Origin of the sequence: Diaphorobacter aerolatus (genome assembly GCF_014489535.1) — a bacterium.
GTDB lineage: Bacteria > Pseudomonadota > Gammaproteobacteria > Burkholderiales > Burkholderiaceae_C > Diaphorobacter_A > Diaphorobacter_A aerolatus.
On the sequence record NZ_CP060783.1, the window covers coordinates 2,609,293 to 2,622,483 of the forward strand.

Below are 13,191 nucleotides of genomic sequence, written 5' to 3' on the forward strand. Positions count from 1 at the left end.
GATGGCGATGTTACTTGCCCTTGGAATTTTCTGCGCCCGCATCGAGGTCGGCCTCGGACTCGGCCCCGACTCCGCTCGCCTTGTCGAGCCGTTGCATGTTGTCCAGCAGCTTGAGCAGGTAATGCAGCATATGCGCCATGTCACCCACCGAAAAATCCGCAAGCGCCTGATCGTAGAAGCGCCGGATCAGCTCGGGGGCCTCATCGTGCCACACGCGCGCGCCCTCCCGTGTCATGCGCACCAGCCGTGAGCGGCGATCCGCCGGGTCGGACACCAGCTCGACATGCCCGTCGCGCTCCATGCGGCCCACCAGACCCGAGAGATTCTGGCGGCTGACCATCAGATAGCGCGCCAGTTCGCCCACTCCCACGCCACCGTCCGACTCCGGGCGCGACAGCGCTCCGAGCACCGCCCATTGCTGCGTGGTCAGCCCCAGCGATTCGACGGCTCGACTGCCTGTTTTATGCAACATATTTGCACATTGGTACAAACGGAAAAAAATTCGATTGGCGAGATCATCATGCGATTTCTCCAATTTCTCGGCGTTTTTTTGAGGGTTATCCATGACTCTCAGTTCCATTTCCGCAGTTGCAAAGGAGAATTTTCACCCTTAATATATGACAACATATTTACTTAATCAAGATTCAGCACACCAAGCATCACGGCGAAGGAGATCTCATGCAGGGATTGAAGGACAAGACCATCATAGTGACGGGCGGGGCGGCGGCATCGGCGGCGCGACCTGTCTGCGGCTTGCCGCCGAGGGCGCGCGCGTGGCGGTGCTCGACCGCGATCCCGCTGCCGCAGAGAAGACCGCAGCGCGGATCGCGGAGTCCGGCGGCAGGGCGCTCGCGCTGGCCTGCGACATCACTCAGCGTGCCTCCATCGACGCGGCGCTCGGGCAGATCGCGTCGGACCTCGGCCCGGTGGACATACTCGTCAACAACGCGGGCTGGGACGTGTTCAAACCGTTCACGCAGACCAGCACCGACGAGTGGGAGCGGCTCATCGCCATCAACCTCACCGGCGCGCTGCACATGCATCACGCCGTGCTGCCGGGCATGGTGGAAAGGCGCGGCGGACGCATCGTGAACATCGCCTCCGATGCGGCGCGCGTGGGCTCGTCGGGCGAGGCGGTCTACGCGGCATGCAAGGGCGGACTCGTGTCATTTTCCAAGACCATTGCGCGCGAACATGCGCGCCACGGCATCACGGTGAACGTCGTATGTCCCGGGCCGACGGAAACCGCGCTTTTCGCCGGATTCGCCGACGCGGCCCGAATCCCGAAAAGCTGCGCGAGGCCTTTGTGCGCGCGATTCCGCTGGGTCGCATGGGCCAGCCGCAGGACCTCGCGGGAGCCATCGCCTTCTTTGCCAGCGACGACGCAGGCTTCATCACCGGACAGGTGCTGAGCGTGTCGGGCGGCCTCACGATGAACGGCTGATTTTTCAGGAGAGCTGACATGTCATTTGAAGACATTCTTTATGAAGTGCGCAACGGCGTCGCGTGGATCACCATCAACCGCCCCGAGAAGATGAACGCGTTTCGCGGCACGACCTGCGACGAACTCATCAAGGCGCTGAACAAAGCCGGCTACGACCGGTCGGTCGGCTGCATCGTGCTCGCGGGCGCGGGCGACAAGGCGTTCTGCACCGGCGGCGACCAGTCCGCGCATGATGGCAACTACGACGGTCGCGGCACCATCGGCCTGCCGATGGAGGAGTTGCACACCGCGATTCGCGACGTGCCCAAGCCGGTGATTGCACGCGTGCAGGGTTATGCGATCGGTGGCGGCAATGTGCTGTGCACGATCTGCGATCTCACCATCTGCTCCGAGAAGGCCGTATTCGGTCAAGTCGGCCCGAAGATGGGCTCGGTCGATCCGGGCTATGGCACGGCCTTTCTCGCACGCGTGGTGGGCGAGAAAAAGGCGCGAGAGATCTGGTATCTCAACAAACGCTATTCGGGCCAGGAGGCCGTGGCGATGGGTCTCGCCAACATCTGCGTGCCACCGGAACAGCTCGACGAGACCGTGCAGGAATGGGCCGAAACCATCTGCGAGCGCAGCCCCACGGCCATCGCCATCGCCAAGCGCAGCTTCAACATGGACACCGCGCATCAGGCAGGCATTGCGGGCATGGGCATGTACGCGCTCAAGCTCTACTACGACACCGACGAGTCGCGCGAGGGCGTGGCGGCACTCAAGGAAAAACGCAAGCCGGATTTTCGCAAGTACGCGAAGTAAGCCCCGGCATCCATTCACCGCCAAAGGCCCGCCATGAACCCCTATCTCGACGATGACCTGATGACCCTCGGCGAACACGCCCGGCGATTCGCGCAGGGCCGCGTAGCGCCAGGATTTCAGGAGCGTGATCGCACCCGCGTGCTGGATCGCGAACTGATGCGCGAAATGGGCGAGATGGGTTTCATCGCGCCGGAACTGCCGGAGAAATTCGGCGGACAGGGCATGGGCAGCCTGGCCGCTGGCGTGATTCACGAAGCGATTGCCGCGGCCGATCTGTCGATCAGCTACATCAACCTGCTCGCGTCGTTGAACGGCCAGATCCTGGCCGCGCATGGCGCGCCCGAGGTCGCGCGGCCCTGGCTAGAAAGGCTGGTCCAGGGCGAGGCCTTGCTCGCGATTGCCCTGACCGAGCCACGCGGCGGATCGGACGCCGCCAACCTGCGCCTGCGCGTGGAGCGCGTGGGCGACGAATATGTGATCAATGGCGAGAAGACGTCGATCTCGGCGGCGGATCAGGCCGACGGCGTCATCGTCTTTGGCCGCACGGGCACGGTGCAATCGGGCGCCCACGGAGTCACCGCGCTGTTCGTTCCCACCGACGTGCCGGGACTCACGCGCAGTCGCTTCGATTGCCATGGACAGCGCGCCATCGGGCGCGGATCGCTGTTCTTTGAAAACGTGCGCATTCCCCTGAACCACCGGCTGGGCGAGGAGAACAAGGGCTTCGTGCAGGTCATGCAGGGCTTTGATTTCTCGCGAGCGCTGATCGGCCTGCAAGTGCTAGCCGTGGCGCGCGCCGCGCTCGATGAAAGCTGGGAATATGCCGCCCAGCGCGAGGCGTTCGGTCAGCCGCTGACGGCGTTTCAGGGCGTGAGCCATCCGCTGGCGGACTATGACACCCAGGTCACGGCAGCGCGTCTCATGTGTCTTCAGGCGCTGTGGCTCAAGGATCGCGATCTGCCGCACAGCGCCGAGGCCGCCATGTGCAAGTGGTGGGCACCGAAGCTCGCATACGACGCGATCCATCAATGCCTGCTCACGCACGGTCACGGAGGCTATGACCGGGGAATCATGGAACAGCGGCTGCGCGACGTGCTGGGCTTTCAGATCGGCGACGGCACCGCGCAGATCATGAAGACCATCATCGCGCGCACGCGCGCAGGCCGCGGGGCCGTGCCGGTCTGAGCGATTGCGTTTCCGGTTTTCGCTGCCTCACCCCACATTCACCCTTTCGCCGCTGCCCGGTACCACCACCACGACAATGAGGAGACAAGCCATGGAGTTCGATACCGTCTTGCTGGCCGCGCGCCGCGCACGTATGCTTGATCAGGGGCTCTGGCATCAGAGCACGATCAATGAGGCGCTCGATGCCTGCGTTGCCGAATGTCCCGACAAGCTGGCGCTGGTTGCGCTGCGGCTCGAGACCCAGGAGCGCACACAGTTCAGCTACCGCGAAATGGCGCGCATGGCGGATCGCATCGCCATCGGGCTGTCGCGCCTGGGCGTGCGCAAGGGCGATGTCGTCGCCTGCCAATTGCCCAACTGGTGGCAGTTCACGCTGCTGTACCTGGCGTGCTCGCGCATCGGCGCGGTGATGAATCCGCTCATGCACATCTTTCGCGAACGCGAACTGCGCTTCATGCTGCAGCATGGCGAGGCCAGGGTATTCATCGCGCCCCGGGTCTTCCGTGGGCATGATTTCGAGGCGATGGTCCGGGGCCTGCAAAGCGAGTTGCCGCATCTGGCGCACACCGTGATCATCGGCGCGCAGGGTGCGAACAGCTTCGAGGCCCTGCTCAGCGATCCGCATTGGGAGGAACAGGCAGACGCGCAGGACGTGCTGACCCGCTCTCGTCCCACGCCCGATGACGTTACGCAGCTCATCTACACCTCGGGCACGACCGGCGAGCCCAAGGGCGTGATGCACACCGCCAACACGCTCATGGCCAACATCATTCCCTACGCCCGGCGATTGCATCTCGGCAGCGACGACGTGGTGCTTATGGCTTCTCCCATGGCGCACCAGACCGGCTTCATGTACGGGCTGATGATGCCCATCCTGCTCAAGGCACGCGCCGTGCTCCAGGACGTTTGGGATGCGGCTCAGGCAACGGCGTTGATCCGCGAACAGGGCGTCACGTTCACGATGGCGTCCACGCCCTTTCTCACCGATCTGTCCAACCATGTGGCGGCGGACGGCGGCGGCATTCCCAGTCTGCGCACCTTTCTGAGCGCAGGCGCACCGATTCCCGGCCCTTGGTCGAGAAGGCGCGCAAAGCGCTTGGCGCGAAGATCATCTCGGCCTGGGGGATGACGGAAAACGGCGCGGTCACCACCACCCTGCCCGAAGACGACGACGAGCGCTCGGTGCACACCGACGGCAAGCCCTTGCCAGGCGTGGAAATCAGGATCGCGGACCTCGACGGCACGGCGCTTGCGGCCGGACAGGAAGGCAAGCTGCTGCTGCGTTCGTGCTCCAACTTTGGCGGCTACCTCAAGCGCCCGCATCTCAACGCCACGGATGCCGACGACTGGTTCGATACCGGCGACCTCGCCTACAAGGACGAGCAAGGCTACATTCGCATCACCGGTCGCAGCAAGGACGTCATCATTCGCGGCGGTGAAAACATTCCGGTGGTGGAAATCGAATCGCTGCTCTACCGCCACCCCGACATACAGCACGCGGCCATCGTCGCCTACCCCGACGAGCGGCTGGGCGAACGCGCATGCGCGGTCGTCGTTGTGCGTGCGGGTGCGAAACTCACACTCGATGATCTGCGCGCTTTCCTGCAGAACGAGCGCGTGGCGTTGCAATACATCCCGAAAAACTGCACCTGCTGGAGCAAATGCCCGCGACGCCTTCGGGGAAGATCCAGAAATTCAGGCTGAGGGAGATCGTGGCAGGCGCGCACGCGCATTGATCCGCAAAAAAACGAGGTCCGGAACATGCCAGCGCGCGCCTGGCCATGTCGCTATAAACGCAGCAGCCCACCAAGGACCTCACGTGATACCGACCCACAAAAACACCCACCCGCCCTGCGCCGAGCAGCGGATTTCGCGCTACGACTGGAGTGCGCTGTCCGCGGAACTGGACGAGCAGGGTTGCGCCGTGCTGCAACGGCTTCTGTCCGTCGAGGAGTGCCAAAGCATTGCCGGGATGTACCCGCAAGAGACGCTGTTCCGCAGCCACGTCCGCATGGCGCGGCATGGCTTTGGCAAAGGGGAATACCGCTATTTCCAGTACCCCTTGCCGGGCCTTGTTTCCGCGCTGCGCACGGCGCTCTATCCCCGCCTCGCACAGGTCGCCAACCATTGGAATGTACGCATGGCGCTGCCGACGCGCTACCCCGACAGCCATGCGACCTATCTGGAGATGTGCCACCGCGCAGGGCAGCTACGGCCCACGCCCCTGCTGCTGCAATACCGGGCCGGTGACTACAACTGCCTGCATCAGGATCTCTACGGCGATCTCGCGTTTCCGCTACAGGTCGCGATTCTGCTATCCGATCCGCAAGAGGACTTCACCGGCGGGGAATTCGTGCTGACCGAGCAGCGGCCGCGCATGCAAAGCCGGGTCGAGGTCGTGCCGCTGCAACGCGGCGATGCGGTGGCGTTTGCGGTTCACCAGCGCCCGGTTCAGGGAACCAGAGGCAGCTACCGGGTCAACCTGCGCCACGGCGTGAGCCGCGTTCGATCCGGGATGCGGCACACGCTTGGCATCATCTTTCACGATGCCCAATAAGCCCGGGGCTCGCGCGGCGATTGACGCCAGCACTGGTCTGGCGGAGCGAACTGGTGTCTACTGCGCGGCGGCCGGGCGCAGCTTCTTCACTTCCTCGTCGCTCGGCTGGTAGTCCTTGCCGTCGGCGTAGTGGTAGTTCACCATCACGCCCCTGCCGAGCTTGGCGTCGTAGGCCGTCTTGCCGATATACGCGCCCATCGTGGACTGGTGATCCTGTGCGCGATAGGTGATTCGACCAAACGGCGTGTCGACCTCCAGCCCCTTGAATGCCTCGACCAGCTTGGCCGTGTCGGCGCTGCCATTGGTCTTGCGCAGGCCTGCGGCTATCGACTGGATTGCGTTGTAGCCGACGATGGTGCCAAGGCGCGGGTAATCCTTGTACTTGGCCTGATAGGCTTTAAGGAAGGCCGCGTGCTCGGGCGTGTTGATCGAATACCACGGGTAGCCCGTCACGGTCCAGCCCACGGGGGCTTCTTTCTTGAGCGGATCGAGATACTCGGGCTCGGCGGTCAGCAGCCCCACCACCTCGCGGCCCTTGAACAGGCCGCGCGTGTTGCCTTCGCGCACGAACTTGCCCATATCTGCCGCGAACAGCACGTTGAAGATCGCGTCCGGCCTGGAATCGGCGAGCGCCTGCACCACACTGCCGGCATCGATCTTGCCCAGCGCGGGTGCCTGTTCGGCGACGAATTCGATGTCCGGCTGCTTTTCCTTCATGAGCTTCTTGAAGGTGGCGACCGCGGATTGACCGTATTCGTAATTGGGATAGACGATTGCCCAGCGCTTCTTGTTGAGCTTGACCGCCTCGGGCACGAGCATGGCGACCTGCATATAGGTCGAAGCGCGCAGGCGGTAGGTGTAGGGATTGCCGTCCGCCCAGACGATCTTGTCCGTCAGCGGCTCGGACGCAAGAAAGAAGCGCTGCTTCTGCTTGGCGAAGTCGGTCAGCGCGAGCCCCACGTGCGACAGAAAGCTGCCCGTGAGCACGTCGATCTTCTCGCGGGCGTAAAGCTCCTCGGCGGCGCGCACCGCATCGCCCGGCGTGCCGTTGTCGTCGCGGATCACCAGCTTGAGCTGCTTGCCCGCGATGCCACCGGATTTATTGACTTGCTCTATTGCCAGTTCCATGCCCTTTCTATAGGGCTCGAGAAACGCTGGCTGGGCCTTGTAGCTATTGATTTCGCCGATCTTGATGACCTCGGCGGCGAAAGAATTCGATACCAGAGCGCAGGCAGCCAAAGGCAGAGTCCAGCGCAAGGAAGTCCATTTGTATGCCTGCATCGTTATTCACCTTATCACTAATTCATCTCAAGAGATGGCCTTGAAATGTACCCGGAAGTTGGTATTTACCTGAAAATATCAAACTTTCGTCGCGCTGGATTCACTGTCGGGAGCCAGGCAATGGCTATCAGCGCCTCACCAATCCACTCCCGCGCTCCCAAGCGCCCTTGAAGGCAGGCATTGTTTTTTTCCTGCCTGGTTTGTTTTTAAGTTCAACGAACATGAGTGCATTTCTTGAAGAACGTGTCCTGTCGGTACATCACTGGACCGACCGCCTTTTCTCCTTCACCACCACACGCGACACCTCGCTGCGTTTCTCCAACGGCCATTTCACCATGATCGGCCTGAAGGTGGACGGCAAGAACCTGCTGCGCGCCTATTCCATCGCCAGCCCGAACTATGAGGAGCACCTCGAATTCCTGTCGATCAAGGTGCCCGATGGTCCGCTCACGTCCAAGCTGCAGAACATCAAGGTCGGCGACACCATCATCGTGGGCAAGAAGCCCACGGGCACGCTGCTGATCGACTACCTGCTGCCCGGCAAGAACCTGTATCTGATCGGCACCGGCACCGGCCTCGCGCCCTGGCTGGCCGTTGCGCGCGACCCCGAGACCTACGAACGCTATGAAAAGGTGGTGGTGGTGCACGGTGTGCGTCACAGCAACGAGCTGGCCTACCAGGATCTGTTCGAGACGGAACTGCCCGGGCACGAATTCCTCGGCGAAATCACCAAGGACAAGCTGATCTACTACCCGACCGTCACGCGCGAGCCGTTCCGCAACCATGGCCGCATCTCCACGCAGATCAACGAAGGCAAGTTCCCGCAGAACATCGGCCTGCCCGAGCTGAATCCCGAGACGGACCGGGTGATGCTGTGCGGCAGCCCCGCGATGCTGGCCGAATTGAAGGAACTGCTGGAAAAGCGTGGTTTCAAGGAAGGCAACACGACCACGCCGGGCGACTTCGTGATCGAACGCGCGTTCGTGGAGAAGTAACCAGAAAGAAAGCGGCAGGCTGACCACGGCCAGGCCGCTTCCGGGCCACCGGCCTCGCGTGAAAGCCTAGCGCGCGTTCAGCCTGAGAGTGCTGCCGTTGTGATTCATGAATTCGGGCGCCTGTATGCCCTGGGCCACGTCGGCGGCCTTGGTGCGAATCTGGGCCGTGCCACGGTCAGCAGAACCCGGTTTTTGCGGCGCCGCCGACTGCGCCGTCCCGGCGGTCTGCGCCAAGCCGAAGGCTGGCAGCAGCATCCAGACACCCGCGAGCGTGACCATGCACAGCACCAACGCCACAAGGGCAACCCAGATCCAGCGTGCGGACACACCGCCAGCGTGCGTGGGTGGCGCCACCGGTGCGGTCGAGTTCAAATCCATAGGCAAAAAATCCTCGCTGACGACTGTCTAACCGAGGTCTTTGATAGACAACAGCTAGTCGGCGCAAAGATTAACGGCCATTGATGACACCGGGACACCGATATTTGTAAATAGTGTAAATAATTGCGCGAATCTGCGGCGACCCAAGAGTCACCTGGAAGTTAGGCAAGCCGCGCGCCATTGGGCGGAAGGGGCGCAGTTTTCTGCCGCTTTTCCTCTTCTTCCTGCTCCAGCGCGCGCGCCACGGCGGCCGCGAAAAGCAGCACGGCGGCGGAAAAATACATCCACATCAGCAGCACCACCAGCGAACCGGCCGCGCCATAGGCCGAAACCACCGCCGCCGTCGAAAGATAAAACGCCAACGCCTGCTTTCCGCCCGTGAACAGGATCGCGCCGACAAACGCGCCGATCCACAGAAAGCGCAAACGGGGCGCAGCCGGTCCGCCAATGCGCATCATGCCGACGAACAGCGCCATCGCCACGCCGAAGGCGATCAGCTCGTTGATGAATTGCAGCAACACCCCGAGCCAAATGGCAGCTTTGCGCTGGCCCAGGTCGCGACCACCTTGATCGCGGTGGAGACGACGAGCGAGATCAGCAACAGAAAGCCGATGGCCATGACGTAGGCAAGGCCGCGCAGACGCAGCGAAGCCATGTTCCACCATGCCGGCTTTTCGGTCTTGACCGGCTCGCGTCCGTTGTTCCACAACTGCTGCAACGAGTTCTGCAATTCCACGAACACGCCCGACGCACCCGAAAGCAGCAGCACAAAACCGGCAATCGACGCGAACCAGCCCTCCGCCGGATTGCGCGCGCTCGACAGCGCCATGCGCACCACTTCCGCGCCGCGCTCGCCCACGACACTGCTCACCTGGGCGAGCAGATTGGTCTCCAGATACGACTGATCGATCCACCAGCTGAGCACACCGACCAGCACCAGCAACAGCGGCGCGAGACTCAGCATGCCGTAGAACGACATGGCCGCGCTCATGCGCAAACCCTCGGCATCCAGCCACAGATGCACGGCCCGCACCAGCGGCTCGATCACCGCATAGCCTGCCTTGCCCCAATCGAGGACGCGTTGTTTGAATGAAGAACTCATGCGGGCATTTTGGACGGGGATGCTTGTCCTTACATGTCAGCGCACGCCGACAAGACCGATAAACTCAGGCCATCAGATTCAGACAGGATGACTTTCTCACCATGCGCAAGCGCTGCTCTTTGGTCGGCATGCCCGGCTCCGGAAAATCCACCGTGGGACGTCAGCTTGCGCGCCGCCTCGAGGTGCCGTTCATCGATCTCGACCAGCGCCTTGAAGAAGTGCTCGGTTCATCAATCCGCCAATATTTTGAAGAACAGGGCGAAGAGGCCTTTCGCAAGCGCGAAGCCGACCTGCTCGCCGAACTGACGTCGCGGCCCGGCGACATGATCCTCTCGACCGGCGGCGGTGCCGTGCTGCGCGAGGACAACCGCGCCAATCTGCTTGCCCACGGTGGCAGCGTCATGTACCTGCGCGCCGCACCCGACGAAATTTTCAAGCGCATCCGTCACGACAAGGCTCGCCCGCTGCTGCAGGTGACGAATCCGCTACAGCGCCTGCGCGATCTCCACGCCGAACGCGATCCGCTCTACCGCGCGGCCTCGCACTATGTGATCGAGACCGGTCGCCCCACGGTCAACACGCTGGTCAACATGATCGTGATGCAGCTCGAAATGGTTCCTTAGACCACGGGAACCCGCGGCATTCATCGCGACGGATATTTGTCCTCATAGATCCGGCGTGCCTGAACGGGACTGCCCTGGTCAGGTAGACAAACGAGTGCACAGAGATTTTCGCCAGAATTCAAGGAGAAGACCGTCGAGCAAGTGGCCGACCTGTATTGCTCTCGATTTCGGGTCATGCACTACACGGCCACCATATTATGTTTGGCCCGCCAGGAACGCACATGCGCGCCATATTCGGCCCGCACGCGGGCCAAAGTTGCCTGGTCTTTGACGCTCAGCCCGGCGCGTTCGCGGAACAACCGCGAACGCTCATCGCGCAGGCTAGCGATAAGTTTGGCGTCGGGGTTTTCTTTCCTGGTTTCATCGGCAATCTGTCCGGTGAGGATTGCGCGAAGGTCGGTGATGACCTCACAGGCGCACTCGAAGGCTATCGCCTCGGTCTGTGTCCATTTCTGCATTCTTCGACCCCCTTTACAACTGTTTGCTCCCGCGTACCCTAACTTGCAGTATCAGGGATCGCAACGTATGACCCATTTTGATTTACAAGTTCATCATCATGTCTTGAGGCGAAATCACCATCAAGCTGAAATCGTAGGCCCAAGCGACGACGAAGGCCGCGAAACTAGCTATGCCGAATCCCCAAACCCTCGCTGTCTTTTCGGGAAAGGCATACAGCGAAAACAACCAAGCTCACAGCCCACAGCGTCACGTTGCACGATCAGAATTCAGCCATGCGCGGATAATCCCACGAGCGCGTTCAACGCTTTCGCGTTCGCGATACGGCTTAACAACAGGCACGCGACGATGGCTCCCTGATTTCCCGACGATGAATTTTTCTCCACGCAAACCGACACTCCACCGCCCGACTCAACGCCTGCGCGGCGAGCCGCAGCGCAGCAACAGTGAGCCCGCGCGTTTGCTGTGCTTCAACAAGCCCTATGGCGTGCTCAGCCAGTTCACGCCCGAGGGCCGCTGGCGCGGTCTGAAGGAGTTCATCGACGTGCCGGGCGTGTATGTCGCGGGCAGGCTCGATGCCGACAGCGAAGGACTGCTGCTGCTCACCAACGACGGCTTGCTGCAGGCCCATATCTCGAGCCCGAAGTTCAAGATGGAGAAGACCTATCTGATTCAGGTGGAAGGCATTCCCGAGGAGGCCGCGCTGCAGCGCCTGCGCGAAGGGGTGACACTCAACGACGGCCCGACCCAGCCGGCGAGCGCGCGTCGCATCGACACGCCCGCATGGCTCGAGCCGCGAGATCCGCCGATCCGCGTGCGACAGAACATTCCCGATTGCTGGATCGAACTCATCATCCGCGAAGGCCGCAACCGCCAGGTGCGGCGCATGACGGCGGCCATCGGGCATCCCACATTGCGATTGATTCGCGCGGCCATTGGGCCGTATTCGATCGAGGGGCTCGCCACCGGCGAGTGGAAGGACGTGCCGCCGCAGTCGTGAGTGACCCGTCCTAAATTACGTTGACACTTTAGACGGTTGAACATTCCGGAGTAATTCAGCCATAGACGCCCGGTGCACAGCATCGGGCGTCTGCATTTTCAGCGATGTGTGCAGTCTCTCGCAGTTGTATATCTGCACGGACTCCTTCACCATTCGCCTGGCCTGGGCCAGATCGGCTGGCCTTTGAAGTAGTAACTCACCTTTCAGGATTCCGTTGACCCGCTCGGCCAGTGCATTCTGGTAGCAGTCGTAGCCATCGGTCATCGAGCACGTCACCCCGTGACGCTTGTGCAACTCCTGGTAGTAGTCTGCGCAGTATTGAATGCCTCTGTCCGAATGATGCGTCAGTGGTTGCTGGCTTTGTCGTGCTTTCAATGCGTTCTTGAACGCCTGCGCCACTTCCTGCGTCTGCAGGCTTGCGTGGACATGCCAGCCCACGATCTTGCGTGAGTAGGCGTCTGTGATCAGGCTCAGGTAGACGAACTTTCCCTGCGTGGGCAGGTAGGTGATGTCCGCCACCCAGACTTGCTCGCTTCTTGTGGCCTGCTCCTGCTGTGGCCCGCCCTTGAGCAGGTTCGGGTGGCGCCTGAAGCGATGATGGCTGTGAGTTGTCTTGTGATAGGCCCGCTTTGGCGCAACAAGCATTCTGGCGTTGCGCAGCACATCAAACAGCGCGTCCCGTCCCATCGCTATACCCGCCTTCTGTAGCGGAACCTCCAGCATTTTCTGGAGCTTGCGCGTGCCCACCCGGGGTTGGCGCATGCGCTCGTGTTCAACAAGTTGCACGACCGTCTGGGCCTGGTTCATGCGCGCGGCGTGGCGCTGGCAGCCCTGGTAATGCGCCTGACGGCTCATGCCCATGTGTTGGCAAGCTCTGCTCACACTCAGTCCTTGGACGAGTTTTTCCTGGAGAACTTGCCCAAAGGCTTTTTTACGACACGCACTCCGTAGTCTTTGCGAAGCACATCGATCACTGCTTCAAACAATTGCGCCTTCTGCTGAGAATCCTTGAGCTGTACTTCAAGCTCCTTGATCCGTTGCTCAGGCGTGAGTGGCTGAGGTTCTTTATCTATCCGCATGGCAGCAGATGATGCACCAACACTCCAGCCCAGTCGCCCGTGTTTGCGCAACCACACCAACACGGTCGATCTCCCCTGAATGCCGTATTTGCTTTGCGCTTGTCTGTATGTCAGCTCGCCTTTTTCTACCTGCTCCACCACCGCCAGCTTAAAAGCCAGCGTGTAGTCGCGCTGCGTACGTTTGATCTCTGATTCCATCTCGCTTGCCTTTTTTGCAAGTCCAAGGTGTCAACTTTATTCAGGACGGTCAGAGCCAATATGAAGGTGAAGGCGGCATTCGCTGACAGGTG

The 13,191-nt window shown here is 61.6% G+C and carries 11 protein-coding genes and 3 pseudogenes; 8 read left to right on the plus strand and 6 right to left on the minus strand.

What is annotated here, in order from left to right; translation table 11 throughout:
- Positions 1-10: 10 nt before the first annotated feature.
- Positions 11-565 carry a MarR family winged helix-turn-helix transcriptional regulator gene (locus H9K75_RS12250; protein ID WP_187722890.1) on the minus strand — a complete coding sequence of 185 codons (555 nt, stop codon included), beginning with the start codon at positions 563-565 and terminating at the stop codon, positions 11-13.
- Between the two features lie 113 nt (positions 566-678).
- On the opposite strand from H9K75_RS12250, the pseudogene badH reads away from it, so the two are divergent.
- The 5 genes and pseudogenes from badH (at position 679) to H9K75_RS12275 (ending at position 5,987) form a co-directional block, all read left to right on the plus strand.
- Positions 679-1,444 (plus strand): annotated as a pseudogene (gene badH, locus H9K75_RS12255) (2-hydroxycyclohexanecarboxyl-CoA dehydrogenase).
- An 18-nt stretch (positions 1,445-1,462) separates the two neighbouring features.
- Positions 1,463-2,245 (plus strand): 2-ketocyclohexanecarboxyl-CoA hydrolase, encoded by a 783-nt coding sequence (gene badI / locus H9K75_RS12260; protein WP_187722891.1) that lies wholly within the window; start codon positions 1,463-1,465, stop codon positions 2,243-2,245.
- 33 nt (positions 2,246-2,278) lie between these two features.
- Positions 2,279-3,430, plus strand: coding sequence for a cyclohexanecarboxyl-CoA dehydrogenase (gene aliB, locus H9K75_RS12265; RefSeq protein ID WP_187722892.1), 1,152 nt, complete (start codon positions 2,279-2,281; stop codon positions 3,428-3,430).
- A 91-nt stretch (positions 3,431-3,521) separates the two neighbouring features.
- Positions 3,522-5,166, plus strand: a pseudogene (gene aliA / locus H9K75_RS12270) (cyclohexanecarboxylate-CoA ligase).
- Between the two features lie 131 nt (positions 5,167-5,297).
- Entirely contained in the window at positions 5,298-5,987 is a 690-nt protein-coding gene (locus H9K75_RS12275; RefSeq protein WP_226858724.1) for a 2OG-Fe(II) oxygenase, read from the plus strand.
- Between the two features lie 57 nt (positions 5,988-6,044).
- Here the strand turns inward: H9K75_RS12275 and H9K75_RS12280 are convergent, their stop codons facing one another.
- Positions 6,045-7,268, minus strand: coding sequence for an ABC transporter substrate-binding protein (locus H9K75_RS12280; RefSeq protein ID WP_187722894.1), 1,224 nt, complete (start codon positions 7,266-7,268; stop codon positions 6,045-6,047).
- Positions 7,269-7,489: 221 nt separating this feature from the next.
- Here H9K75_RS12280 and H9K75_RS12285 point away from each other — a divergent pair, with 221 nt between their 5' ends.
- Positions 7,490-8,263: a ferredoxin--NADP reductase gene (locus H9K75_RS12285; protein WP_187722895.1), complete on the plus strand. Its 774-nt coding sequence runs from the start codon at positions 7,490-7,492 to the stop codon at positions 8,261-8,263.
- A 66-nt stretch (positions 8,264-8,329) separates the two neighbouring features.
- Here the strand turns inward: H9K75_RS12285 and H9K75_RS12290 are convergent, their stop codons facing one another.
- The gene (locus tag H9K75_RS12290; protein ID WP_187722896.1) at positions 8,330-8,641 is read right to left on the minus strand and encodes a hypothetical protein; all 312 of its coding nucleotides are present in this window, start codon (positions 8,639-8,641) and stop codon (positions 8,330-8,332) included.
- A 161-nt stretch (positions 8,642-8,802) separates the two neighbouring features.
- Positions 8,803-9,743 (minus strand): annotated as a pseudogene (locus H9K75_RS12295) (YihY/virulence factor BrkB family protein).
- A gap of 101 nt (positions 9,744-9,844) precedes the next feature.
- Here H9K75_RS12295 and H9K75_RS12300 point away from each other — a divergent pair.
- The gene (locus tag H9K75_RS12300) at positions 9,845-10,366 is read left to right on the plus strand and encodes a shikimate kinase (protein WP_187722897.1); all 522 of its coding nucleotides are present in this window, start codon (positions 9,845-9,847) and stop codon (positions 10,364-10,366) included.
- 179 nt (positions 10,367-10,545) lie between these two features.
- Here the strand turns inward: H9K75_RS12300 and H9K75_RS12305 are convergent, their stop codons facing one another.
- Positions 10,546-10,824: a hypothetical protein gene (locus H9K75_RS12305; RefSeq protein WP_187722898.1), complete on the minus strand. Its 279-nt coding sequence runs from the start codon at positions 10,822-10,824 to the stop codon at positions 10,546-10,548.
- A 368-nt stretch (positions 10,825-11,192) separates the two neighbouring features.
- Between H9K75_RS12305 and H9K75_RS12310 the strand changes: the two genes are divergently transcribed.
- A complete protein-coding gene (locus H9K75_RS12310; RefSeq protein WP_187722899.1) occupies positions 11,193-11,822 on the plus strand; it encodes a pseudouridine synthase in 630 nt (209 codons plus the stop codon).
- 15 nt (positions 11,823-11,837) lie between these two features.
- On the opposite strand, the gene H9K75_RS12315 is transcribed toward H9K75_RS12310, so the two are convergent.
- Positions 11,838-13,099 (minus strand): IS3 family transposase gene (locus H9K75_RS12315; protein WP_187722900.1). Its coding sequence is split into 2 segments (ribosomal slippage): positions 11,838-12,755 and positions 12,758-13,099, totalling 1,260 coding nucleotides; the frame shifts between segments, so codons are not numbered across the junction.
- Positions 13,100-13,191: the final 92 nt, after the last annotated feature.

Coding starts and splice junctions, on each gene's coding strand:
- H9K75_RS12310 (WP_187722899.1), top strand. CDS start 11,193: ATGAATTTTTCTCCACGCAAACCGACACTCCACCGCCCGACTCAACGC.
- H9K75_RS12280 (WP_187722894.1), bottom strand. CDS start 7,268: ATGCAGGCATACAAATGGACTTCCTTGCGCTGGACTCTGCCTTTGGCT.
- aliB (WP_187722892.1), top strand. CDS start 2,279: ATGAACCCCTATCTCGACGATGACCTGATGACCCTCGGCGAACACGCC.
- H9K75_RS12305 (WP_187722898.1), bottom strand. CDS start 10,824: ATGCAGAAATGGACACAGACCGAGGCGATAGCCTTCGAGTGCGCCTGT.
- H9K75_RS12300 (WP_187722897.1), top strand. CDS start 9,845: ATGCGCAAGCGCTGCTCTTTGGTCGGCATGCCCGGCTCCGGAAAATCC.
- H9K75_RS12250 (WP_187722890.1), bottom strand. CDS start 565: ATGGATAACCCTCAAAAAAACGCCGAGAAATTGGAGAAATCGCATGAT.
- H9K75_RS12285 (WP_187722895.1), top strand. CDS start 7,490: ATGAGTGCATTTCTTGAAGAACGTGTCCTGTCGGTACATCACTGGACC.
- H9K75_RS12290 (WP_187722896.1), bottom strand. CDS start 8,641: ATGGATTTGAACTCGACCGCACCGGTGGCGCCACCCACGCACGCTGGC.
- badI (WP_187722891.1), top strand. CDS start 1,463: ATGTCATTTGAAGACATTCTTTATGAAGTGCGCAACGGCGTCGCGTGG.